At 70.9% G+C, this 22,171-nt stretch carries 20 protein-coding genes and 1 pseudogene; 11 read left to right on the top strand and 10 right to left on the bottom strand.

Annotated features, from left to right (window positions below):
• Positions 1–180: 180 nt before the first annotated feature.
• From OG452_RS33200 to OG452_RS33165, 8 genes are all read left to right on the top strand, one after another.
• Positions 181–1,233 (top strand): glutathione S-transferase family protein, encoded by a 1,053-nt coding sequence (locus OG452_RS33200; protein ID WP_327299246.1) that lies wholly within the window; start codon positions 181–183, stop codon positions 1,231–1,233.
• A gap of 86 nt (positions 1,234–1,319) precedes the next feature.
• Entirely contained in the window at positions 1,320–1,643 is a 324-nt protein-coding gene (locus tag OG452_RS33195; RefSeq protein WP_327299245.1) for a hypothetical protein, read from the top strand.
• A gap of 58 nt (positions 1,644–1,701) precedes the next feature.
• A complete protein-coding gene (locus OG452_RS33190) occupies positions 1,702–2,115 on the top strand; it encodes a nitroreductase family deazaflavin-dependent oxidoreductase (protein WP_327299244.1) in 414 nt (137 codons plus the stop codon).
• A 72-nt stretch (positions 2,116–2,187) separates the two neighbouring features.
• Complete coding sequence (locus OG452_RS33185; RefSeq protein WP_327299243.1) at positions 2,188–2,715, top strand: hypothetical protein; 528 nt, start codon at positions 2,188–2,190, stop codon at positions 2,713–2,715.
• A gap of 140 nt (positions 2,716–2,855) precedes the next feature.
• Entirely contained in the window at positions 2,856–4,106 is a 1,251-nt protein-coding gene (locus tag OG452_RS33180) for a chitinase (RefSeq protein ID WP_327299242.1), read from the top strand.
• A 140-nt stretch (positions 4,107–4,246) separates the two neighbouring features.
• A complete protein-coding gene (locus tag OG452_RS33175) occupies positions 4,247–4,867 on the top strand; it encodes a TetR family transcriptional regulator (protein WP_327299241.1) in 621 nt (206 codons plus the stop codon).
• A gap of 68 nt (positions 4,868–4,935) precedes the next feature.
• The gene (locus OG452_RS33170; RefSeq protein WP_327299240.1) at positions 4,936–5,703 is read left to right on the top strand and encodes an SDR family NAD(P)-dependent oxidoreductase; all 768 of its coding nucleotides are present in this window, start codon (positions 4,936–4,938) and stop codon (positions 5,701–5,703) included.
• 60 nt (positions 5,704–5,763) lie between these two features.
• The gene (locus OG452_RS33165) at positions 5,764–6,804 is read left to right on the top strand and encodes an NAD(P)-dependent alcohol dehydrogenase (protein ID WP_327299239.1); all 1,041 of its coding nucleotides are present in this window, start codon (positions 5,764–5,766) and stop codon (positions 6,802–6,804) included.
• A 154-nt stretch (positions 6,805–6,958) separates the two neighbouring features.
• On the opposite strand, the pseudogene OG452_RS33160 reads toward OG452_RS33165, so the two are convergent.
• A pseudogene (locus OG452_RS33160) lies at positions 6,959–7,351 on the bottom strand (hypothetical protein); the annotation flags it as partial.
• Between the two features lie 646 nt (positions 7,352–7,997).
• On the opposite strand from OG452_RS33160, the gene OG452_RS33155 reads away from it, so the two are divergent.
• Positions 7,998–9,446, top strand: a complete 1,449-nt coding sequence (locus OG452_RS33155; protein ID WP_327299238.1) for a PP2C family protein-serine/threonine phosphatase — start codon at positions 7,998–8,000, stop codon at positions 9,444–9,446.
• A gap of 66 nt (positions 9,447–9,512) precedes the next feature.
• On the opposite strand, the gene OG452_RS33150 is transcribed toward OG452_RS33155, so the two are convergent.
• Positions 9,513–11,012 (bottom strand): DNA-binding protein NsdB, encoded by a 1,500-nt coding sequence (locus tag OG452_RS33150; protein ID WP_327299237.1) that lies wholly within the window; start codon positions 11,010–11,012, stop codon positions 9,513–9,515.
• A gap of 233 nt (positions 11,013–11,245) precedes the next feature.
• On the opposite strand from OG452_RS33150, the gene OG452_RS33145 reads away from it, so the two are divergent.
• Positions 11,246–12,385 carry an aminoglycoside phosphotransferase family protein gene (locus OG452_RS33145; protein WP_327299236.1) on the top strand — a complete coding sequence of 380 codons (1,140 nt, stop codon included), beginning with the start codon at positions 11,246–11,248 and terminating at the stop codon, positions 12,383–12,385.
• A 146-nt stretch (positions 12,386–12,531) separates the two neighbouring features.
• Here the strand turns inward: OG452_RS33145 and OG452_RS33140 are convergent, their stop codons facing one another.
• The 7 genes from OG452_RS33140 to OG452_RS33110 form a co-directional block, all read right to left on the bottom strand.
• Positions 12,532–13,863 carry an N-acetylmuramoyl-L-alanine amidase gene (locus tag OG452_RS33140; RefSeq protein ID WP_327299235.1) on the bottom strand — a complete coding sequence of 444 codons (1,332 nt, stop codon included), beginning with the start codon at positions 13,861–13,863 and terminating at the stop codon, positions 12,532–12,534.
• A gap of 250 nt (positions 13,864–14,113) precedes the next feature.
• A complete protein-coding gene (locus OG452_RS33135) occupies positions 14,114–14,614 on the bottom strand; it encodes a hypothetical protein (protein ID WP_164267725.1) in 501 nt (166 codons plus the stop codon).
• A 181-nt stretch (positions 14,615–14,795) separates the two neighbouring features.
• The gene (locus tag OG452_RS33130; RefSeq protein WP_327299234.1) at positions 14,796–15,041 is read right to left on the bottom strand and encodes a DUF397 domain-containing protein; all 246 of its coding nucleotides are present in this window, start codon (positions 15,039–15,041) and stop codon (positions 14,796–14,798) included.
• A gap of 83 nt (positions 15,042–15,124) precedes the next feature.
• Positions 15,125–16,324 (bottom strand): thiolase domain-containing protein, encoded by a 1,200-nt coding sequence (locus OG452_RS33125; protein ID WP_327299233.1) that lies wholly within the window; start codon positions 16,322–16,324, stop codon positions 15,125–15,127.
• A complete protein-coding gene (locus tag OG452_RS33120; RefSeq protein ID WP_327299232.1) occupies positions 16,321–17,367 on the bottom strand; it encodes a thiolase domain-containing protein in 1,047 nt (348 codons plus the stop codon). The genes OG452_RS33125 and OG452_RS33120 overlap by 4 nt, the downstream gene beginning before the upstream one ends.
• On the bottom strand, positions 17,367–18,356 hold the full coding sequence (locus OG452_RS33115) for a Zn-ribbon domain-containing OB-fold protein (protein ID WP_327299231.1): 990 nt from the start codon (positions 18,354–18,356) through the stop codon (positions 17,367–17,369). The genes OG452_RS33120 and OG452_RS33115 overlap by 1 nt, the downstream gene beginning before the upstream one ends.
• A gap of 109 nt (positions 18,357–18,465) precedes the next feature.
• Positions 18,466–19,266: a crotonase/enoyl-CoA hydratase family protein gene (locus tag OG452_RS33110; RefSeq protein ID WP_327299230.1), complete on the bottom strand. Its 801-nt coding sequence runs from the start codon at positions 19,264–19,266 to the stop codon at positions 18,466–18,468.
• A gap of 204 nt (positions 19,267–19,470) precedes the next feature.
• Here OG452_RS33110 and OG452_RS33105 point away from each other — a divergent pair, with 204 nt between their 5' ends.
• Complete coding sequence (locus OG452_RS33105) at positions 19,471–21,093, top strand: acyl-CoA synthetase (protein ID WP_327299229.1); 1,623 nt, start codon at positions 19,471–19,473, stop codon at positions 21,091–21,093.
• Here the strand turns inward: OG452_RS33105 and OG452_RS33100 are convergent.
• The gene (locus tag OG452_RS33100) at positions 21,054–22,127 is read right to left on the bottom strand and encodes a GlxA family transcriptional regulator (protein WP_327299228.1); all 1,074 of its coding nucleotides are present in this window, start codon (positions 22,125–22,127) and stop codon (positions 21,054–21,056) included. The genes OG452_RS33105 and OG452_RS33100 overlap by 40 nt on opposite strands.
• Positions 22,128–22,171 lie beyond the last annotated feature (44 nt).

Genomic DNA, 22,171 nt, shown 5'->3' with positions numbered 1-22,171 from the left:
CGAACAGTGTCAGCCTGGAAGTGTCGCGTGGTTCCCGCGGGTCCGTGGACGGATACGGGGGCCGCGGCGGGACAGGCGTACGTACGGGGCTGTCCTCCGGCGTACGGACGGGACGGGACACCAGGCAACCGCACACCCGGCACCGCACACCGGGCACGGCCAACGGGAAGGACCACGGTGATGAACCAGCCCACCGAGAGCGCCGACAGCGGCGACGACGACGGCAACTCCGGATACGGCAGGAAGCCGTTCAAGCGGTCGAAGAGCCACTTCGCCGACCGCATCACGGCCGACGGCCGCGACGGCTGGCCGGCCGAGGCCGGGCGGTACCGGCTGGTGGTCAGCAGGGCCTGCCCGTGGGCGAGCCGCGCGCTGGTGTCACGGCGGCTGCTCGGCCTGGAGGACGCGCTGTCGCTGAGCGTCACCGACCCGGTCCAGGACGACCGCAGCTGGCGCTTCACCCTCGACCCCGGCGGCCGGGACCCGGTGCTCGGCATCCGCTTCCTCAGCGAGGCCTACGACGCGCGGGAGTCGGGCTACCCGGGCGGTGTCAGTGTCCCCGCGATCGTCGACGTACCCAGCGGGCAGCTGGTCACCAACGACTTCCAGCAGATCACGCTGGACCTCGCCACCGAATGGTCCGCGCTGCACCGGCCCGGTGCGCCCGAGCTGTATCCGGAGCGGCTGCGCGACGAGATCGACGAGGTCATGGAGGGGATCTACCGCGACGTCAACAACGGGGTGTATCGGGCCGGGTTCGCCTCGGAGCAGGGCGAGTACGACGACGCGTACCGCGATGTGTTCCAGCGGCTCGACCTGGTGTCCGAGCGGCTGACCGGGCAGCGCTATCTGGTGGGGGACACGGTCACCGAGGCGGACATCCGGCTCTTCACCACACTGGTGCGGTTCGACGCCGTCTACCACGGCCACTTCAAGTGCAACCGGTCGAAGCTGACCGAGGACCCGGTGCTCTGGGCGTACGCCAGGGACTTGTTCCAGACACCCGGCTTCGGTGACACGGTCGATTTCGACCACATCAAGCGGCACTACTACCAGGTGCACACGGGCATCAACCCGACCGGCATCGTGCCGCTGGGCCCGGACCTGAGCGGCTGGTTCACCCCCCACTACCGGGAGGAGCTGGGCGGCCGCCCGTTCGGGGACGGCACACCTCCGGGGCCGGTCGCACCGGCCGAGGAGGTCCCGCCGGCCGGGCGCCCGCCGGAGTACTGACCGGGGGCCGCGGGACGTCACTGCGACGTCACCCCTGCGCGTGCCTCCAGCGAGCGCGCGACCGGCCGTGCGGCCACTATGAAACGGTGACGAATTCTCAGAAGCTGGATCATCTCGCCCAGGTGACGACGGGCTGGGTCGCTCGCGATATCAGCTCTCCGCACGGCCGGCGCAGGGACGCTCTCGTCAACTGGCGCCAGGCGTTCCCGCCGTCCTTCACCACCGACTCGGCCGGTGCGAGCACCGCGCGGCTGGTGATCGCCCCGCCCGGCCCCGCGCATCCCGAGGACGCGATGCTCCTCCATCTGACGCGCGCCGAGGCGGACCGGCTGATCGGGCTGCTCCACCAGGACACCACACAGCAGCTGGACACACCCGCCGTGCCCGAGCGCATGGGCGCCGGCGGCTGAACCAGGGGCGCACCGGCGTACGTTGGACACGGGGGGTACCTGAGGATTCCGACAACAGATGGGTTCAGAGATGCTGTTCGGCAACGAGCATGTCGAGCGTTACGTCGCAACCGACGGAGCCGAAGGACATGAGTGGCAGGGAACGACGACCCTGATCCTCACCACCACCGGCCGCAAGAGCGGCCAGCAGCGCAGCACCCCGCTGATCTACCAGCCGTACGGGGACGACCTGCTGGTCGTCGCCTCCAAGGGCGGCTCCGACCAACCGCCGGCCTGGTATCTGAACCTCCAGGCGGAGCCCGAGGTCCAGGTGCAGGTGAAGGGCGACCGCTTCACGGCGCACGCGCGGACCGCGCAGCCCGGCGAGAAGCCGGACATGTGGCGGACGATGGCTGCCGCCTGGCCCCAGTACGACGAGTACCAGAGCAAGACCGAGCGTGCGATCCCCGTGGTGGTGCTCACCCGGTCCTGAGTGCGGCGGGCCGGCGCGGGCGGACGTGGCATTTCCCCCTCGCCGGCCGTACGTCCGCAGCAGGAGGATCCGTTGTCCAGCACCCCCGCCCCCGGTGTCGTCACCGACACCGCCCGCCTCGTCCGCGATGCCACCGAAGGGGACCGCGGTGCGCTCTGGCGGCTGGCCGAACCGGAGCGGCAGCTTGACTCGAACGTGATCCGGCTGACGCCGGACGCCGAGGTCGCCGGACATGTGGAACCGGATCTCGACGTGCTCGTGTGCGTGGTCGGCGGCGGCGGACAGCTGGAAACGGCCGGGGGACGGCAGCAGCTGGCACCGGGCGCGGTCATCTGGCTGCCGCACGGCGTCCGGCGCTCACTCGCCGCCGGACCGGACGGGCTCTGCTACCTCACCGTGCACCGCCGCCGCCCCGGCCTCTCCATCGCCTCCGCCGCCCCGGCATCCACCATGCCCGCCGCCCCCACCGCCCCCGTCGAGCGGGGAGGCGGCGAAGCGGCGTGTCTGCTCCATCTGGTCTGCCCCGGCTGCGGGCGCCTCGCGCAGGAGTCCGACGCGCGTTTCTGTTCCCGGTGCGGTGAGGAGCTGCCGGCCGGCTGAGGCCCCGCCGCCCCCTCCCTTCGAGCCCATTCCCCGCAGCGGCGTTCCCCAAGGATTGGCAATGGTCTAGTCCAAGTCGTTGACGCGCACCCGACAGGCACCGATTCTGGCGGCCACTCCCCCACTCAGGAGACCGTCAGATGAAACGCATTCGCATCCGTGCCCTGTTCTGTGGCGTGGCGACCGCCGCGCTGGCCGCCGCCGGGCTGGCCGCATTCAGCACCGGCCAGGCGGCCGGAGCGACCACCGGCACCAACGGGGCCACCGCACTCAGCAACCGCTGGTACGCGGCGGCCCCTTACCTCATGCCCACCGACAACAACCCGCCCGACGCCGGGGCCATCATGGACGCCACCGGACTCAAGGCCTTCCAGCTCGCGTTCATCCTTGCCCCCAACGGCGGTGGCTGCAGCCCGACTTGGGGCGGCACATCGGCCGTCTCGTCCGACACCGCGGTGAGCTCCGTCATCAGCGCGATCCGCGCCAAGGGCGGCGACGTCTCGGTCTCCATCGGCGGGTACGGCGGCACCAAGCTCGGCCAGGCCTGCTCCGACGCGGCATCGACTGCCGCCGCGTACCAGCAGGTCATCACCAAGTACCAGCTGAAGGCCATCGACTTCGACCTGGAGGAGCCGGAGTACGAGAACACCGCGGCCGTCGCGCACGAGATCGGCGCGGCGAAGATCCTCCAGCAGAGCAACCCGGGCCTGTACGTGTCGGTCACCACCGCGGGCACGGCCGACGGCACCGGCTGGTTCGGCAAGCAGATGCTGAACGAGGCCAAGTCGCAGGGGTTCACACCCAACAACTTCTCGATCATGCCCTTCGACGGGGGCTTCAGCGGAGCCGCCTCACAGACGAGCGCGCTCACCAACTTCAACACCATCCTGCAGTCGACCTTCGGCTGGAACGAGGCGACCGCCTACGCCCATGAGGGCTTCTCCGGCATGAACGGCCGCAGCGACACCGGCGAGTACTTCAAGCAGGCGGACTTCCAGACCGTCCTGGACTTCGCCACCAGCCACCACATGGACCGCTTCACCTTCTGGTCGCTCAACCGCGACCGCCAGTGCAGCCCGCCGGACAACGGCACCACGTCCGGAACCTGCAGCAGCGTGCCCCAGACGGACTGGGAGTTCGCCAAGTACGCGGTGACGTTCGCCGGGGCGACACCACCCACCACACCCCCGACCACACCACCCGTCTCCACCTCCCCCACTCCGCCCGGCGGAGCCTGCACCGCGGCGGCCTGGAGCAGCACCGCGGTCTACACGGGCGGCGACACGGTCTCCCATGGCGGCCACACCTGGCAGGCCCAGTGGTGGACCCAGAACGAGGAGCCGGGTACCACGGGCGACTGGGGCGTCTGGCGGGACAAGGGAGCGTGCTGACCGGGGACGGCCCGCAACGCCGGAACCCCCGGCCCGCCTGAGCACCCCAGCTCACCTACGCACCTACGCACCTGCGCACTCAGAAATGTCCCACTGGGCCTCGTGTCCCAGTGGGACATTTTTAGGTGTAACGTGAATGTATGAACGATGAGGGAACCACCGAGGACCGGCGGAGCCGCAAAGCCCGCCGGACCCGTGAGGCGCTCGCGGAAGCCGCCTGCACCCTCGTGTGCGACCGGGGGCTCAAGGCCGTCACGGTCGAGGACATCGCCGACCGCGCCGACGTCGCCCGCCGGACGTTCAGCCGCTATTTCTCCAGCAAGGAGGACGCGGTACTGGACTCCGTACGGGCGGACGGTGACCGGATCAACGCCGCCCTCAGTGCCCGGCCGGCCGACGAGGCCCCGCTCGTCGCCTATCGCAACGCGGTGGACGACTGGCTCACGGACGACGCGCACCCGGCCTGGCACCGGCGCCCGCGGATCTTCGAACTCATGCGGATCGCATACCGGGAGCCGACGCTGTACGCGGCCTTTCAGCACATCCGGGTGGAGGCCCAGGCGGACTCGATCCGGATCCTGGCAACCCGGATGGGCATTGACGACGAGCACGACCTGCGCCCCGCTGTTCTGGTGGGTGCGGGTGCGGGAGCCCTTGTGGCAGCCCAGGCCGCCTGGGTCCGGGGCTCGCATGAGGACGCTCTCCCCGGCATCGTTCACGCCGCGTTCGCCGCACTCAACGGCGAACTGCCCCAGGCGTGACACCACTGCGCCTGGCGCCACTGCGTCCGACACCACTGGGGCGCACAGCACGAAAGGAACACGGCACCATGAGCAACACCACCCCCACAGATGAGTTCGCCGGCCGGACCGCACTGGTCACCGGCGGCGCGTCCGGCATCGGCCTGGCCATCGCCGGCCGGCTCGCCCGCGGCGGCGCCGCGGTCGTCGTGGCCGACTACGACGAGGAAGGCGCGCGCAAGGCCGCCGCCGGTCTTGAGGCGTCCGGAGCCCGCGCCACCGCCGTCACCGTCGACGTGACCGACCCCGCATCGGTGGAGCGTGCCGTACGGCACTCCACCGACACCTTCGGCGCACTGCATCTCGCCGTGAACAACGCCGGGATCGGCGGCCCCAGCCTGCCGACCGGTGAGTACGAGGTGGCCGACTGGCAGCGTGTGATCGACACCAACCTCAACGGCGTCTTCTACTCGCTCAAGTACGAGCTGCCCGCGATGCTCGCGGCGGGCGGCGGCGCGATCGTCAACATGGCGTCGATCCTCGGCACCAACGGTTTCGCGGGGTCCCCCGCCTATGTCGCCGCCAAGCACGGCGTCGTCGGGCTGACGAAGACCGCGGCACTCGAATACGCCGCACAGAACATCCGCGTCAACGCCGTGGGGCCGGGCTTCATCGACACTCCGCTGCTGCGCGACACCGAGAACCCGATGCGGGAGCAGCTCGTCTCGCTGCACCCGGTGGGCCGTCTGGGAACGGCCGATGAAGTGGCGGAGCTGACGGCGTTCCTGCTCTCGGACCGCGCCTCGTTCATCCACGGCAGCTACCACCTCGTCGACGGCGGCTACGCCGCGCGCTGACCGATCACGGCGGTGGGCCGGTGCCGGGGGCCGGCTCACCGCCCAGCTGAGGAGCACACCATGAAAGCAGTCCAGTACCGCACCGTCGGCGCCGCACCCGAGGTAGTCACCGTCCCCGAACCCGAGCCAGGACCGGGGCAGGTCCTCCTGAAGGTCACCGCCGCGGGCGTCTGCCACTCCGACATCGCCGTGATGAGCCGGCCCGCGGAGAGCCTGCCGTACGACCTTCCGCTCACCCTCGGGCACGAGGGGGCCGGCACGGTCGCCGCGCTGGGCGCCGGTGTCACCGGGTTCGCAGAGGGTGATTCCGTCGCGGTCTACGGTCCGTGGGGCTGCGGCACCTGCGTCAAGTGCGCCGAGGGCAAGGAGAATTACTGCCTGCGCGCCGCTGAACTCGGCATCCACCCGCCCGGCCTCGGTGCCCCCGGCGCGATGGCCGAATACATGATCGTGGACAGCCCGCGCCATCTCGTACCGCTCGGCGACCTCGACCCGGTCCGCGCCGTGCCGCTCACCGATGCCGGCCTGACCCCATACCACGCCATCAAGCGCTCGCTCGCGAAGCTCACCCCCGGCTCCACGGCGGTGGTCATCGGTACCGGCGGGCTCGGGCATGTGGCCATCCAGCTGCTGCGGGCGATGTCCGCCGCGCGGGTCGTCGCGCTCGACGTCACGGATGACAAGCTCGCGCTGGCGAAGACAGTGGGCGCCCACGAGGCGGTGCTCTCCGACGAGCGCGCGGCCGGCACGGTCCGCGAGCTGACCGGCGGGCTCGGCGCCCAGGCGGTCTTCGACTTCGTGGGCGTCCCTGCCACAGTGGCGCTGGCCGGTGCGGTGGCCGGTGTCGAGGCCGATGTCGCGCTGGTCGGGATCGGTGGCGGCACGCTGCCCGTCGGCTTCGGCGCGCTCCCCTTCGAGGTGTCGGTGGCCGCGCCGTACTGGGGCTCGCGCCCGGAACTCGCCGAGGTGCTCGATCTGGCACGCGCCGGATCGGTGGACGTCCATGTGGAGACGTACTCGATCGACGAGGCCCCACTCGCCTACGAGAGGCTGCACGCCGGGAAGATCAACGGACGCGCGGTCATCCTGCCGCAGAGCTGAACACCACGGTGGAGCTGTCCAGCGTGGCGAGCAGAACGGCCCCCGAGGGAAGACCTGTCATGTGCTGATTACCGAAGCCACCGCGCCCGCTGCCCCGCGTATGCGCCGGCAGGGGGCTGCGGTGTTCCGGTATGGATTCGGCGCCCGCCGGGGCGAGCGAAGGAATTGCGCGCTGCATCCGCAGCGCGTCGACCGATTCCGCGAGCAGTTCGTACTCGGTGGTGTCGTCATTGATCGCGAATCGCATGAGACCGCCGCCGGCCAGCACTTCGGCGGCCTTGTCCTGTTGCGGCCCGCCGTCCCGCCAGGCACGGAAGGCGCCCGGTACGTCCGGGGCGTCGGCGGGCAGTTCGAAGAGCGCCCGGACCGGGAAGCAGCCACGGCCGGGGCTGGGATCCAGCCGTTCGGCGATCCAGGTCGCCCGGTCCCGCAGCCACCACAGGGCCAGCGGGAGGGTGGGGGCGCGGTAAGTGCCGAGCGGCACACCGACGCGTCGTCCACCGCAGAACCCGTACGCGGTGACATGGCACAGGAATTCGTCATGCACAGCCACTCCCCCAGGGCAGTTCGCGGCCAGAGCCCCGCTTCAGGACCGGTCGGTCCCCGGCCGGAAAGTGCGGGCCCTTCACTGGTGGATCACGGTTGGATCGAACGGAATTCAATCTTCACAGTCAACGAGTATCGTCACCGCGGGCGCATTGTCACCATAAGGTTCTGGCCATATCTCTGGCATATTCCCTGTCGGCCATGGCCGAAATGGTTCCGGTCGCACGCCGTATCGCACGCCATACGGAACGGGGCACGGCACTCCGGGATACGGCGACGGCCGGCACTCACCGCCGGACAGAGAAGAGCCCCGACTGGTCGGGGGAGGCCAGCCGGGGCGGTCTGTACGCGGGGACGGAGGGTCGGCGCCGACGCGCTCCGCTCCGTTCCCACATATAGGTGAACGACGTACCAAGCCTGGATGTTCCATCCCCCACCGGACAGAGAATGTGAGCCGCAGCACCCCGGCCCGCCGGGCCACAGCAGCCCGCCCCGGGTCTCCCCCTCCCATCGGCCTGTGGCATATGCCGGAAGCACCACCGCATCGAGTGTTGCCAATTCCCTTACGGGCTTTCGCTCCCTGTGCAACAGTCGTAACCGGTCCATCGCGCAGCCCAGGCCGCGCCGCGCCCGTATCGGAGTACGTCATGCCGTCCCATGTGTTCGCGGACCGTCCCGCCCCTCAGCCGCCCGAGCGGGGCACGGTTGACGCGCTCATCACCCGGACTCGCCTGCTGCGCGGGGACATGGACGCCGTACGACGTGACGCCGTCGCGGACGACGACGATGTGCAGGGCCGCTGGCAGCGCGCGCTGTGCGATCTGGCCGTCCACCACCTCGACGACCTGGGCACGCATCTGGGACAGCTCAAGGAAGGGCTGCCGGCCGCCGGGGTGGAGCCCCTCGCCGGTGAACCGTCCGGGCACCGCGCCCATGCCCACCCCGGGACCGGCAGCGGGCCGGCCCCCCTGCTCAGCCGCGTGGGCAGCGCCGACTGGAATCTCCTCACCGACGAGGTCAGCTGGTCGGACGAGCTGTACCAGATCTTCGGCCGGCCGCCCCGGAGCGGGCCGCTCTCCCTGGACGAACTCCCGTCCGTGGTACTGCCCGATGACCAGACGCGGCTCACCGCGATGGTCACCGACTGCCTGGTCGACGGAAAGCCGATCGACGGCGAGTTCCGGATCAGGCGCCCCGACTCGACGGTCCGAACCCTGCACATGATGGGCGAGCCCGTTCTGGACAGCGACGGCTGCACGGCGTCGATGTGGGCCGTGCTGCGCGATGTCAGTGATCTGCGGCGCAGTGAACGCACGGTGCGCGAGACGGAGGACTCCCTCCAGCGCCGGGAGCGGATCGCCCGCACGGAGCGCCAGGTCGCCGTCGAATTACAAGAAGCCGTACTGCCGCCCTGGCGCGGTCCGGTACGGCTTCCGCAGGGCGGCCCGGCGGCGCTCGACCTGGCGGCGCACTATCTGCCGTCCGCCGCGCCGTCCCGTATCGGCGGCGACTGGTACGACGCTATGGCGCTCCCCGACGGCCAGTCGCTGCTCAGCGTGGGGGACCTGACCGGCCACGGTGTGGGTGCCACCTCCGCGATGGCGATGCTGCTGGGCGCGCTGCGGGGCATGGCCGTGGCCGGGATCGCCCCCGGCGCCCTGATGGGCCACCTCAACGAACTTCTGGAAGCGTCCGCGCAGCCCGCTCTGGGCAGTTCGGTGTGCTGCCGTTACGACCCCGTCGCACGGACCCTGCTCTGGTCCCAGTCGGGACACCCCGCCCCCCTGCTCTTCCGCGGGGGTACGGGGCGCGCCCTCACGCCGCCGAGCGGAGTGCTGCTCGGAGCGATGCCGGGGACGGCGTACGGACAGGCGCAGGAGCAACTGCGGACCGGAGACGTGCTGGTCCTGCACACCGGCTGGCTGGCCGCGCACGGCGCGGACGCCCCGGGCGAGGACGGACTGCTCGCACTGGCACCGCGGTTCACCGGTGCCGGCACCGCACAGGAGTGCGTGCGGCTGATCGTCGAAGAGTACGGCCACACGGACCGCCAGGAAGACTCCTGTGTGCTGGTCGCCCGCGTCGGCACCCCGTAGGGCACCACTGCGCCCGGCCAGCCGCCTCGCTCCGCCGCTCTCCGCGCCCCTCCCCGAACCGCCTTGCTAAGCCTGGGCGTTCCTGGGCCGCTTCATCTGCTGGGGCATGGCGAGCCGGATCTCCTCCCGCAGCTCCTGGATGCTTCCGTGGCGCGCGTACTGCCCGGTGAGCCGGTACATCTCACGCAGCCGGTCCCAGGTGCGGTGCGATGAGGTCTCCCCCATCGACACCAGTGCGAGCCGGGCGTAGCGGTCGGCCTGTTCGGGGTCGTTTGCGATGAAGCAGGCCGAGGCCAGCGAGATGTAGTCGAAGATCTTCGACCGCTGGCGGCCGTTGATCCGCAGTTCGAGCGCCCGCTTGGCGTGGCCCTGGGCGATTGCGGCAGCGGACGGATCGTGGTCCGCGAGCGTGCGGTAAGCCAGCGCCTGCATCCCGTGGAGATCCGCCTCGTCGAACATCTGCATCCAGCTCGGCGCGGGCTCGTCCCCGCGGTCCGAAACGAACAGCTCCTCGGCCTCACCGAGCGTGCGCCGCATGGCCTGCCCGTGGCCCAGCGAAGCCTGCGCCCAGGCCTCGATGGTGTGCAGCATGGCGCGGGTGCGCGGCAGGTTGCGCTCACCGGAGCCGCTCTGCGCGAGCTTCATCAGATCCAGGGCTTCGTCCGGGCGGCCCAGATGGACCATCTGGCGCGCGGCGCGTGACAGGGCCTCACCGGCGCGTGGACGGTCGCCGCCTTCGCGCGCCGCGTGGGCGGCGATGACGAAGTACTTCTGGGCCGTGGGTTCGAGGCCGACGTCGTGGGACATCCAGCCCGCGAGTACGGCGAGGTTGGCTGCGACGCCCCACAGGCGCCGCTGCAGGGAGTCGGGGTGGTGGTAGGAGAGCATGCCTCCCACCTCGTTCAACTGGCCCACGACCGCCTTGCGTTGGAGCCCGCCGCCGCGTGAGGCGTCCCAGGCGCGGAAGATCTCGACGGAGTGCTCCAGCGCCTCGATCTCCTGGGACCCGATGGGTGCGGCCTCGTAGCGGTCGAAACCGGCGGGCTCGGCGTGCAGGGGGCGGTCGGTGCGTGGGGCGTCCGAAGCGAGGGCCGGATCGGTGTGGAGCCAGTCGTGCATGGCGCTGCTGAGTGCGGAGCCTGCGGCAAGCGCAGCGCCTGCGCCCACCAAGCCGCGTCGGTTGAGCATGAGGTCCATTCCCGTGAATTCGGTGAGGACCGCTGCCGTCCGTTCTGGCGCCCACGGGAGGCCGTCCGGGTTCGCTGTCTCTTCCGCGTTCCCGACGGCCTGCCGTTTCCCAGCGCGCCCAGGCCGTACGAACCCGAGGTCCTCAATGGTCACGACACGGCCGAGCCGCTCGGTGAACAGGGCTGCCAGCACCTTCGGCACCGGTTCGCGCGGGCACTCGCCCATGTCGATCCAGCGCCTGACCCGCGAGGTGTCGGTCGCCAGCTGCTGGTGGCCCATGACGGCCGCCTGCCGGTTCACCATTCTCGCGAGTTCGCCCTTGGACCAGCCGGCCAGGCCGAACAGGTCTGCCAGGCGGGTGTTGGGTTCTCCGGTCACGTCAAGCCCCCAGGTTCTCGGCTGGTTCGACATTAACCGTGTGTCAGATGCCTTGCGACTATTCGCCAGGGTTCGCCAGGGTCCGCCAGATGGTGTGCCACCCGCAGGCCGTTGTGAGGTAGGAACGCGCCACCCCGACCCGGTGGCCGGACCGTACTCCCCAGGGTACGTACCGGCCACCGGGGCGGGCAGCGCAGGTAACCCGTCGGCACACGAAGGGATCTGTATCCCCTATGTACACAGCATCGGCCTCCGTGTCCGCCCCATCCCGGCCGCACCGTTCCCTCCCTGCCGGTGGCGGACCGTACCTGGACCCCTCCCACGCCGCTGCGGCGCTGGGCACCGGGCGGATCCGGCGGGCGGCGGGACCGGGCACCCAACCGCTCAGCGGGAGGCTCGACTTGTCCGGCCCCCAGGGCGCGCAGCTGCGGATGGCGATCGCTTCGGTACAACGCATCTGCCCCGAGTTCAACCCCGTACAGATACTGCGCCGGAGCAGTCGCTCGGTCCTGCTCGTCGGAACGACCGGACGGGCGACGGCGGTTGCCAAGTGTCTGATCGACCAGTCCCCCGCCTGGGCGGAGAGTTTCCGCCACGAAATAGCTACATACCGCACGTTCGTCCGGCACCGCCCACCGGTCCGGGTGCCGCGGCTCATCGCCGCGGATCCCGAGAACTGCACACTGGTGATCGAGCGGATGGCCGGGCGGGCGGCGGCACTTCAGCGCCACCCCGTGGAAGCCCCGCCGCGTGCGGATCTGCGGGCCGTCCTGGGCGCGGTCGCCCGGGTGAACGCCTGGCGGCCGCCGGGCGGGCTGTTCGGCCAGCCCCTCGACTACGCGTCCCGGATCGCCAGGTACCACGAGCTCGGCCTCTTCACCGACCGGGACCTAGGCGATCTCCAGAAGCTGCTGCACGGCCTCGCGCACTCCGGCGGCCGGCAGGGCATGGGCCAGTTCTGCCACGGTGACGCGCTGCTCTCCAACATCCTGCTGTCACCGGCGGGCCCGGTGCTGGTCGACTGGGAGCATGCGGGCTGGTATCTGCCGGGGTACGACCTGGCGACGCTGTGGTCCGTACTGGGCGAGGCGCCGGTGGCGCGGCGCCAGATCAGCCAGCTGGCACAGGCCGCGGGCCCCGCGGCCAGGGACGCCTTCCTGGTGAACCTGATGCTGGTGCTGACCCGCGAGATCCGTACGTACGAGACGGCCGTCCAGCGCACCATCCGCGAGGCCGCGCCGGCCGGTGCGGGCCATCAGCCGCAGGCCGGTGTGCTCTCGCACGGCGAGGAGCAGCGGCTGCTGCTCAGGCGGCTGCACGACGACTGCGCCCTGGCCCGCCGTGCTGTCCGCGCGGCGGTCGGTACCCGCTGAACCGCGGGGCCCGACGCCGGGTTCGTGAGGGGTGAGGGGGAAGCACGGTGCGCGCCCAGTGCCAGACACACCGGGTGCGCACCGTGCTGTCCGCGTGCGGTCGCCGTGCTGTCATCGCCGGAGCCGGCCGCCGGCCTGAGTGGTCGTCAGCGGATGCGCACGATGTCGACGTCGGACGCCTTGACGAAGGCCACCCGGTGTCCGATCTGCACGGTCACGTACCTGGTGGCGCCGGGGAAGTACGTGTGGTCGTAGGGGTAGGAGGCGTCGATCGTCGGCGCGTAGTAGTAGCCGGTGGGCGCCTCGCCGCCGCCGGGGTAGGCCTGGCCCTGCTTGATCGTGTACTTGAGGGGCGTGCCCAGCCGGCCGGCGGTGAAGTCCGCCGGGTACTCGCCCTTGTCCGGGTAGGCCACCCCGTACACCGGCACATCGGTCCGGCCGGCCTTCGGCCTGACCACGTATCCGGACGTGGGTGTGGTGGTCCTGGTGTGCGCCGGGCTCTGGAACCAGGCCTTCTGGCCGTACCACCAGATCGCGGTCCAGCCGGGTGCGCGGCCGGCGACCACGGCCTGCTGTGATGCGCTGATCTTGCTGCCCCAGTCGGCGGCGCAGTTGGTGCCGGGCTTGCCGTCGGTGTGCAGTGCCGGGTCGGAGAAGAGCGGTGATCCGGTGGAGGGCCCGGTGTGGAGGGGCACCGCGCTCGACGCCTGCGCGGGGAGGTCCAGGTTCTTCTCGCAGTCGCGGAACTTCTGGATGTTCTCCTTGAACACCGGGCTGATGGTGACGAGTTGACTGCTGGGCGGGGCGGACGGGACGGTGGGCCTGCCCACCAGCTTCATGAAGTAGTCCCAGTCCCAGTACGGTCCGGGGTCCCAGTGCATGGCCGCCGTCCCGGAGGTGCTGGTGGGCGGGACGTTGTCGTGGCCGATGATGTGCTGGCGGTCCAGCGGGATGTCGTACTTGGCCGCGAGATAGCGCACGAGCGCGGCCGTCGAGCGGTACATCGCCGGGGTGAACCACTTGGAGCCCTCGGTCGCCACCCCTTCCTGCTCGATCCCGATGGACTGCTGGTTGATGTACCAGTTGCCCGCCTGCCAGGCGATGCCCTTGTCCTTGACCATCTGCGCCACATGACCGTCCCCGGAGCGGACCACGTAGTGGGCGGAGGTCTGGCTGTGCGGGTCCTGGAAGATCTGCAGTGTCTTGTCGAAGGTTTCCTCGGTGTCGTGCAGGACGATGTACTTGATCTTCGCGGTGTGCGGCCGGTCCGCGGTGTCGTAGTTGCCGTACGTCTCCTTGTCGGCGGGATCACCGGTCTGCTGATAGGCGGCGGGGGCCCACTCGCAGTCGAGGGTGCGGGGGCACTCCGGCCGGGTACCCGGGGAGGTCGCCTGCGCCACCGGGCTGAGCAGGGCGAGGCCGAAGGTGCTCGCGGTGGTCAGCGCGAGCGCGAGTCTGATCCGCTGCTTGGATGTCATGACGGCCCTTCTTGCCGGGAGTTGCGCCGTGGTGATCTCTCGAACGGTATGGGCGCACTCTCCGACGTGAGTGATGGCACGTCAAGAGCGCCGCACAGGGCGGCTGTTGAAACAGTTGTACAGACCACTGGCATGGCCGATGACCAGCGCGAACGTCGCGGCAACCAGGCTCTGGCGGTGCCGTGTCACCCGACTTCTGCGTACGGGGGCGCCACTCGCCCCTGCGGGCCGGGCGGCAGCGGGACCGGACTCAGCCCTGCTGGAACATCTCCGCGGGCAGCGGCTTCAGAAGGGCGTACAGGTCGTCCGTGATCGGCCGGTCCCAGCTGGCGATGGTGACCAGGACCTTGTCGCTGCGGTCGAACTGGACGCAGGAGATCCGGCTCTCCGAGAGCTTCAGGCGCCGCACGATGAGGAGGTTGTCGCCCTGCATCACCGGCATGTCCTCGGTGTCGAGCACCTCAATGGGCTCGTCGTTCTCCAGGGCCGCGAGCAGCTGCGCCACCTCGAAGGGGATCTGGCCGTCGGCGACCTCACGGGCGGGCGAGCCCTCCGGCAGATTCCCGATGATCATCGCGGGGCCACGGCCGCCGAAGAGGTCGTACCGCAGGAAGACGCCCTGGCAGGTCCCGTCGGGTGCGGGAAGGAGTCCGGCACCGAGGTTGCCGGGCCAGTCACCCGGGTCCATGGCCAGGACGTCGAAGTCCGGGCCCGCGGGAGTGGCGGCGCTGCGGCGGCGGAGGAAGGACATACAGCCATGGTACGTGGCCCCGCCGGTCCGCCGAAGCCGGGGCCGGACGGTGCGGACCGGCCCTGATCGTCCCGGCGCCGGGTACGGGGAAGCTCAGCGTAGGCCGGCGGGCACACCCTGTGCTCGGGGCGCCCAAGGGCACCGGGCGGACCGGTCCGGGCCCGGCCGCCCGGGCCCGCTGTCACGTCAGGTCGAAGTCGCCCTCCCGGGCGCCCATGACGAAGGCACGCCACTCGCCCGGATCGAAGATCAGTGACGGGCTGCCCGGCCTGCCGCTGTTGCGCATCGCGATGAAGCCCTCCACGAAGGCGATCTGCACGTCGCCCCGGCCCTGGCTCCCCGACTGCCAGTCCGCGTCGGTGAGATCGAGCTCCGGCTTGTCCCAGCCCGCAAGGGTCCGCTGAGGGGTGGTGGTGCTCTCGGCCACGTCCGTGCTCCTCCCGGTTCGTCGTCCGTGGCCACCCTAGCGATCCGTGCGGGCAACGGACAGGCCACACCTGTTCGGTGCCGTCAGCCGGTGGGCGGTTCGGCGCCCACCAGCCACATGGAGAAGAACTGCGAGCCGCCGCCGTAGGCGTGCCCGAGCGCCTTGCGTGCGCCGTCCACCTGGTGCTCCCCGGCCGCGCCGCGCACCTGGAGGGCGGCCTCGGCGAACCGGATCATGCCGGAGGCGCCGATGGGGTTGGTGGAGAGCACGCCGCCCGAGGGGTTCACCGGAAGATCGCCGTCCAGCTCGGTTGCGCCGGACTCGGTGAGTTTCCAGCCCTCGCCCTCGGCCGCGAAGCCCAGGTTCTCCAGCCACATCGGCTCGTACCAGGAGAACGGGACGTACATCTCGACGGCGTCGATCTCCCGGCGCGGGTCGGTGATCCCGGCCTGCCGGTAGACATCGGCGGCGCAGTCCTTGCCCGCCTGCGGGGAGACGAAGTCCTTGCCCGCGAAGAGGGTCGGTTCGCTGCGCATCGCGCCGCCGTGCATCCAGGCGGGCGGCCGGGGCGAACGGGCCGCCCCCGCACGGTCGGTGAGGACCATCGCACACGCTCCGTCCGACGACGGGCAGGTCTCGGAGTAGCGGACGGGGTCCCACAGCATGGGGGACGCCTGGACCTTCTCCAGGGTGATGTCCTTCTCGTGCAGATGCGCGTAGGGGTTCTTCAGCGCGTTGCGTCGGTCCTTGTACGCGACGAGCGAGCCGACCGTGTCGGGCGCCCCGGCCCTGCGCATATAGGCCCGCACATGCGGGGCGAAGAATCCGCCGGCTCCGGCGAGCAGCGGCTGCTGGAACGGGACGGGGAGGGAGAGGCCCCACATCGCGTTGGACTCGGACTGCTTCTCGAAGGCGAGGGTGAGCACTGTCCTGTGCACCCGGGACGCGACCAGGTTGGAGGCGACGAGCGTGGTCGATCCGCCCACCGAGCCCGCCGTGTGCACACGCATCATGGGTTTGCCGACGGCCCCCAGCGCGTCGGCCAGGTAGAGCTCCGGCATCATCAGGCCCTCGAAGAAGTCCGGGGCCTTGCCGATGACGACTGCGTCGATGTCCGCCCAGGTCAGCTCGGCGTCGCTCAGGGCGCGTTGGGCCGCCTCGCGGACGAGTCCGGCGATGGACACGTCGTGCCGGGCGGCGACGTGGTGGGTCTGGCCGATACCGACGACGGCCACGGGCTCCTTGCCGGTCGCACCTCGGTTGTTCGCTGGCTGGTTACTCACTGGGCCTCTCCTTCGAGGACGGCGACCAGATTCTGTTGCAGGCACGGGCCGGATGTGGCGTGCGCGAGGGCCCGGTCGGACTCGCCGCGCTGGATCCGGGCCGCGGCCTCGCCGAGCCGGATGAGCCCGGCCGCCATGACGGGGTTGGCGGCGAGGGCGCCGCCCGACGGGTTGACGCGTACGTCGTCGCCGAGCCGGAGCGCCTTGCGCAGGACGACCTCCTGGGAGGTGAAGGGCGCGTGCAGTTCGGCGGTGTCGACGGGGCGTTCGAAGGCCCCGGCCCGTTCGGCGGCCAGCCGGGCGGACGGCGAGTCCGTGAGGTCGCGTACGCCGAGGCTGTGGGCCTCGATGCGGTGGTCCATCCCCCGGATCCAGGCGGGCCGCTCGCACAGGTCGCGCGCCCGGTCGCCCGCCGCCAGCACGACGGCCACCGCGCCGTCCCCGATGGGCGGGCAGTCGCCGGTGCGCAGCGGCCGCACCAGGTAGTCGCCCTGCGGCCTGGCACCGGGCAGTTGGGCGTGCGGGTTGTCGGCCGCGTCGCCACGGCTGCGGGTGGCGACCCCGGCGAGCGCGGGCTCGTCGGTCTCGCCGGCGTCGATCAGCGCCTGCGCCTGGAGCGCGGCGAGCGCGACGGAGTCGGGCCAGAGCGGGGCGACGTAGTACGGGTCGAGCTGCCTGGTCAGTACGTCCCTCACCGACCCGGGTGAGGACTTGCCGTAGGAGTAGACGAGGGCGGTGTCGGCCTCGCCGGTCAGCAGTTTCACCCACGCCTCGTACAGCGCCCAGGCCCCGTCCATCTCCACGTGGGACTCGGAGATCGGGGGCCAGGCTCCGACGCCGTCGAGGGTCATCGTGAACGAGAAGGCCCGTCCTGCCAGATAGTCGCTCGACCCGGAGCAGGTGAAGCCGATGTCGCTGGTTTTCAGCCCGGTCTGCGCGAGCACGCTGTGCAGGACCGGCATCACCATCTCGACCTCGGAGCACTCGTCGGTGCGCCGCAGGTGGTCGCTCTGTGCGAAGGCGACGATCGCGATGTCCCGCATCAGATCAGCTCCTTGTACGTGTCGTAGTCGGCGTCGGGCTCGCCGGTGGGCCGGTAGTGGTCGGGGAAGCGGGCCCCCTCGGTCCACACCGGCTCGACGCGCAGCCCCATCCGCACCTGGTCGTACGGGATGCCGCCGATCCGGCCGTGCAGTGCGAGGCCCGCGCCGTCGAGGGCGATGTGCCCGTAGACGTAGGGCACTTCGATGTCGAGGCCGCGGGCCTTGATGTTGACGATGCAGTACGTGGTGAGGGTGCCGGCGGGGCCGACCTCGACCCGGTCGGTCGTCGCGACCCCGCAGGTGGGGCAGGCGCCGCGCGGGGGTACGTAGACCTTGGCGCAGGAGGGGCAGCGCTCGCCGACGGTCTTCCGGTCGGCGAGCGCGTTGATGTAGTCACTCTGTGCGCGGCCGGGGCTGTAGACGTAGTCGAGGCGTGCGGGGGCGGTGATGCCGGTGACGAGGTCGTCGAACAGTCCGCTGTGCGCGGGCGCGGCGGTCCCGGGCGCGGCCCCGCTCCCGCCGTCGCCATCGCCCTCGCTCTCGTACGGCTCGAAGCAGGCGATGTCCGTGATGGCTCCGGTGCGTTCGGCGGCCCAGCGGATGCGTACGCGCTGCCCGGAGTGCACGGCTCCGGGCCCCGGGGCGTCGAGAACGTGCAGCAGGGCGGTGTCGGCGCCGTCGAGTTTCACCAGGACCCAGGCGAAGGGTGTCGTGAGTGGCTGGCCGCGGCGCGGGGACGCCTCCCAGGCCCAGGTGGTGACGGTGCCGGTGGGGGCGACCTCGACCAGGTCGCGTATCTCGTCGGCGGTGGCGGGGTCGTACTCGACCGGTGGGACGAGGACCGTGCCGTCGCCGGTCCGCACCCCCAGTACGGTGCGCTCGCGCAGCCCGGTGAGGAAGGCGCTCTGCACGGGTCCGAGGGAGCGGGTGAAGGGGAACTCGACGACGAGGGGGGCGCGGAGCACCTCCGGTGAGGGAGCGGCTGTCATGGGTGGGCTCCAAATTCTCCGCTGCGGGCGGGGGCTCGTCCGGCGGGGGCCGGAGCGTCGGAAGGGGGCCGGTGCCGGCCGGGGGCCGGCGCGGGATGTGTTCGCGCGGTCAGGCCCTGCGGAAGACGGGCGGCCGCTTCTCGGCGAAGGCGCGTGAGCCCTCCTTGGCGTCCGCGGTGTCGAATACGGGCCAGCCGCGGTCCAGTTCGGACTTCAGCCCTTCGGTCTCGGTCAGTTCGGCCGTCTCGTAGACCGAGGCCTTGACGGCTTCCACGGCGAGCGGCCCGCAGGCGTTGATCTGCCCGGCGATCTCCAGGGCCTTCTCCAGCGCGGTCCCGTCGGGCACCACATGACCGATGAGGCCGACGGCCGCCGCCTCGGCCGCGGTGTACGGGCGACCGGTGAGCAGCATCTCCAGTGCGTGGGTGCGGGGAATCTGGCGTTGCAGGCGCACCGTGGAGCCGCCGATCGGGAACAGACCGCGTTTTACCTCGAAGAGGCCGAAGGTGGCGCTCTCGGCGCCGACCCGGATGTCGGTGCCCTGGAGGATCTCGGTGCCTCCGGCGACGCAGTACCCCTCGACCGCGGCGATCACCGGTTTACGGGGGCGGTGGTGGCGCAGCATCGCCTTCCAGTGCAGATCGGGGTCGGCCTTGAGCCGGTCGCGGTACTGCTCGCCCTCCATTCCCGCGCCGGCCAGGGCCTTGAGGTCCATGCCCGCGCAGAAGGCGCCGCCTGCTCCGGTGAGCACCACCGAGCGGACCTCGTCGTCCTCGTCCGCCGCCAGCCAGCCGTCGTAGAGCCCCACCAGCATCGGCAGCGAGAGTGCGTTCTTCGCCTCCGGCCTGTTCAGAGTGAGCACCAGCGTGGCGCCTTCGCGCCGCACGGTGAGGTGTTCCGTACCACCCATGGCCGTCCTCCCGTTTCAAGATCTGGGCGCCTGTGAGGATCTGAGCCGGATCGGCGAGCGGCGCGTAGACAGGTTGCAGCAGGCGGGGTTGCAGTTCAATAGTTTTCTGACAGGCAGTCAGATTTCTTCGTGGGGGCCTTCCCACTTTCCGCGCACGGCGCTGTAATGACGCCGGGTCACTGGACGCCGGCGTCAGGAGATGTGGTGGAGTACAACCTTGCCGACCTGTTCGAGTCCGTCGTCGACGCGGTCCCGGACCGCGAGGCGCTCGTGTTCATCGACCATCCCGGTACGGGGGCGGAGCGCAGACTCACGTACGCCGCACTGGACACCGCGGCCAACCGCATCGCGCACCATCTGGCCGGCAGCGGAATCCGCCCGGGTGAGCACCTGGGGCTGCACCTCTACAACGGGGTGGAGTATCTGCAGACCGTACTCGCCTGCCTCAAGGCGCGTATCGTGCCGGTGAATGTCAACTACCGTTATGTCGAAGAGGAGTTGATCTACCTCTACCGGGACGCGGATCTGGCGGCGCTGGTCTTCGACGGCGAGTTCACCGAGCGGGTCGCGGCGGCGCTGCCGAAGACCGAGAAGCTGCGCCACCTGATACGGGTCGGCGAGCCCCCCGAGGGGGCGCCGGAGCCCGGCATCCGGCCCGTGGCGTACGCCGACGCGGAGGCGGCCGGGTCCCCGGAGCGCGGCTTCGGACCCCGGTCGGCCGACGACCAGTTCATCATCTACACCGGCGGCACCACCGGGATGCCGAAGGGCGTGATGTGGCGTGCGGAGGACCTGTTCTTCTCCGGCCTCGGCGGCGGCGCCCCCACCGGCGAGCCGGTCGGCGCGCCGGAGGAACTGGCCGAGCGGGTCGCGGCGGGCGGCGACGGGATCACCTTCTTCCCCACTCCCCCGCTGATGCACGGCACGTCAACGCTGACCGCCTTCATCGCGTTCAACTTCGGCCAGCGGGTCGTGATCCACCGGAAGTTCGCCCCGGAGGAGGTGCTCCGCACCATCGAGAAGGAGAAGGTCACCAGTGTGTCGCTGGTCGGCGACGCGATGCTGCGACCGCTGATCGACGCGCTCAGCGGGCCGCTCAGCGGCACCGACTGCTCCTCGCTGTTCAGCGTCTCCAGTTCGGGCGCCATCATGTCGGAGACGGTGCGCGCACAGTTCCAGGAGCTGGTGCCGACGGCGACGCTGCTGAACAACTTCGGCTCGTCGGAGTCCGGGTTCAATGGCACGGCGACCCCCGACTCGGGCCCCGACAAGGGGTTCAGGCTGCGGATGAACTCCCGTACGGCGGTGGTCGATCCGGCCACCTACCGGCAGGTGGCCGTCGGCGAGGTGGGCCGGATCGCACAGCGCGGACATGTCCCGCTCGGCTACTACAACGACCCGGAGAAGACGGCCGAGACCTTCTTCCGGACCGACGGCGAGCGATGGGTGCTGCTCGGCGACATGGCGACCGTCGACGAGGAGGGCATCGTCACCGTCCTGGGGCGCGGCTCGCAGTGCATCAACACCGGTGGCGAGAAGGTGTATCCGGAGGAGGTCGAACAGGCCCTCAAGTCCCACCCCGATGTGTACGACGCCCTGGTCGCCGGGGTGCCGGACGCCCGGTGGGGCAACCATGTGGCGGCCGTGGTGCAGGTACGCCCCGGGGCGCAGGAACCCAGCCTGGACGACATCCAGGCGCACTGCCGCAGCAGGATCGCCGGGTACAAGGTGCCCAGGCAGCTGGTGATAGCACCGGAGATCCAGCGCTCGCCGAGCGGCAAGGCCGACTACCGCTGGGCGCGTGGGGTGGCGGTCGCCGCCGACTGATTTGCCGGCGGCTGAACCGGGTCCGGGCGGTCAGGCCGGGCGGAACCGCGGAAAGTGGCACGGTAGGCGCTCGGGGAGACCCCGAGCGCCTCGTGCAGATGGTTACGGAAGGACGCCGCGGTCCCGAACCCGGCGTCCGCCGCCACCCGGTCGACCGGCAGGTCGGTCTCCTCCAGGAGCTGTCTGGCCAGGTCGACCCGGCGCTGGGTGAGCCACTGGACGGGGGTGAGGCCGACCTCCTGGCAGAAGCGGCGCGAGAAGGTGCGGGTGCTCATCGCGGCACGGGCCGCCAGCTCGTCCAGGGTGATGCGCTCCCCCAGGTGCTCCAGCGCCCAGGCGCGCGCCGCGCCGGTCGGCAGCGGTGCGGGGGCAGGAACCGGGCAAGGCACGAACTGCGCCTGGCCGCCCTCGCGGTGGGGCGGGACCACCGTGGCGCGGGCCACCGCGTTGGCGACGGCGGCGCCGTGGTCGCTGCGGATCATGTGCAGGCAGAGATCGATGCCCGAGGCCACACCGGCCGAGGTGAGGACGCCCCGGTCGTCGGTGTAGAGCACATCGGGATCGACCTCCACCGCCGGGTGGAGCCGCCGCAGGTCGGCGGCCGAGCGCCAGTGGGTGGTGGCGCGCCTGCCGTCCAGGAATCCGGCCGCGGCCAGCACGAAGGAGCCGGTGCAGATGGAGGCGAGTCGGGTCCCCGGGCGGATCCGCGCGAAGGCGTCGGCGAGCGCGGGCGGCAGATACGGGGCTTCGCGCGGGCAGTAGTCCTCGTCCGATGCGGGAACGACCACGGTGTCCGCCTCGGTGAGCAGTTCGGGCCCGAGGGTGACATTGACGGTCACATCGGCCTCGGTCCGGATCTCCCCGGGCTCAACCGTGCAGGTCAGAACTGTGTACAGCGGCTCGCCCGCCGCTGATACGGCGCCTCTGAACAGCCGGTGGACGATGCCGAGTTCCATGGGGAGCAGCCCGTGGCGCACGAGTACGGCCACCCGGTGGCGGCGGCCGGGGCCTGCTGTGTCACCGAAGAGGGTCATGGCGAGATCCTTGCACATCATGTCTATCTCGCCACTGGTACCGG

Origin of the sequence: Streptomyces sp. NBC_01197, from assembly GCF_036010505.1 — a bacterium.
GTDB lineage: Bacteria > Actinomycetota > Actinomycetes > Streptomycetales > Streptomycetaceae > Streptomyces.
This window is presented reverse-complemented; position numbering and strand designations above follow the sequence as displayed.

Bases quoted from the DNA above. Each gene is read 5' to 3' on its own strand.
- OG452_RS33155 (WP_327299238.1), top strand. From the start codon at position 7,998: ATGCCGTCCCATGTGTTCGCGGACCGTCCCGCCCCTCAGCCGCCCGAG.
- OG452_RS33100 (WP_327299228.1), bottom strand. From the start codon at position 22,127: ATGACCCTCTTCGGTGACACAGCAGGCCCCGGCCGCCGCCACCGGGTG.
- OG452_RS33200 (WP_327299246.1), top strand. From the start codon at position 181: ATGAACCAGCCCACCGAGAGCGCCGACAGCGGCGACGACGACGGCAAC.
- OG452_RS33190 (WP_327299244.1), top strand. From the start codon at position 1,702: ATGGGTTCAGAGATGCTGTTCGGCAACGAGCATGTCGAGCGTTACGTC.
- OG452_RS33110 (WP_327299230.1), bottom strand. From the start codon at position 19,266: ATGGGTGGTACGGAACACCTCACCGTGCGGCGCGAAGGCGCCACGCTG.
- OG452_RS33165 (WP_327299239.1), top strand. From the start codon at position 5,764: ATGAAAGCAGTCCAGTACCGCACCGTCGGCGCCGCACCCGAGGTAGTC.
- OG452_RS33170 (WP_327299240.1), top strand. From the start codon at position 4,936: ATGAGCAACACCACCCCCACAGATGAGTTCGCCGGCCGGACCGCACTG.
- OG452_RS33135 (WP_164267725.1), bottom strand. From the start codon at position 14,614: ATGTCCTTCCTCCGCCGCCGCAGCGCCGCCACTCCCGCGGGCCCGGAC.
- OG452_RS33120 (WP_327299232.1), bottom strand. From the start codon at position 17,367: ATGCGGGACATCGCGATCGTCGCCTTCGCACAGAGCGACCACCTGCGG.
- OG452_RS33175 (WP_327299241.1), top strand. From the start codon at position 4,247: ATGAACGATGAGGGAACCACCGAGGACCGGCGGAGCCGCAAAGCCCGC.
- OG452_RS33180 (WP_327299242.1), top strand. From the start codon at position 2,856: ATGAAACGCATTCGCATCCGTGCCCTGTTCTGTGGCGTGGCGACCGCC.
- OG452_RS33140 (WP_327299235.1), bottom strand. From the start codon at position 13,863: ATGACATCCAAGCAGCGGATCAGACTCGCGCTCGCGCTGACCACCGCG.
- OG452_RS33145 (WP_327299236.1), top strand. From the start codon at position 11,246: ATGTACACAGCATCGGCCTCCGTGTCCGCCCCATCCCGGCCGCACCGT.
- OG452_RS33115 (WP_327299231.1), bottom strand. From the start codon at position 18,356: ATGACAGCCGCTCCCTCACCGGAGGTGCTCCGCGCCCCCCTCGTCGTC.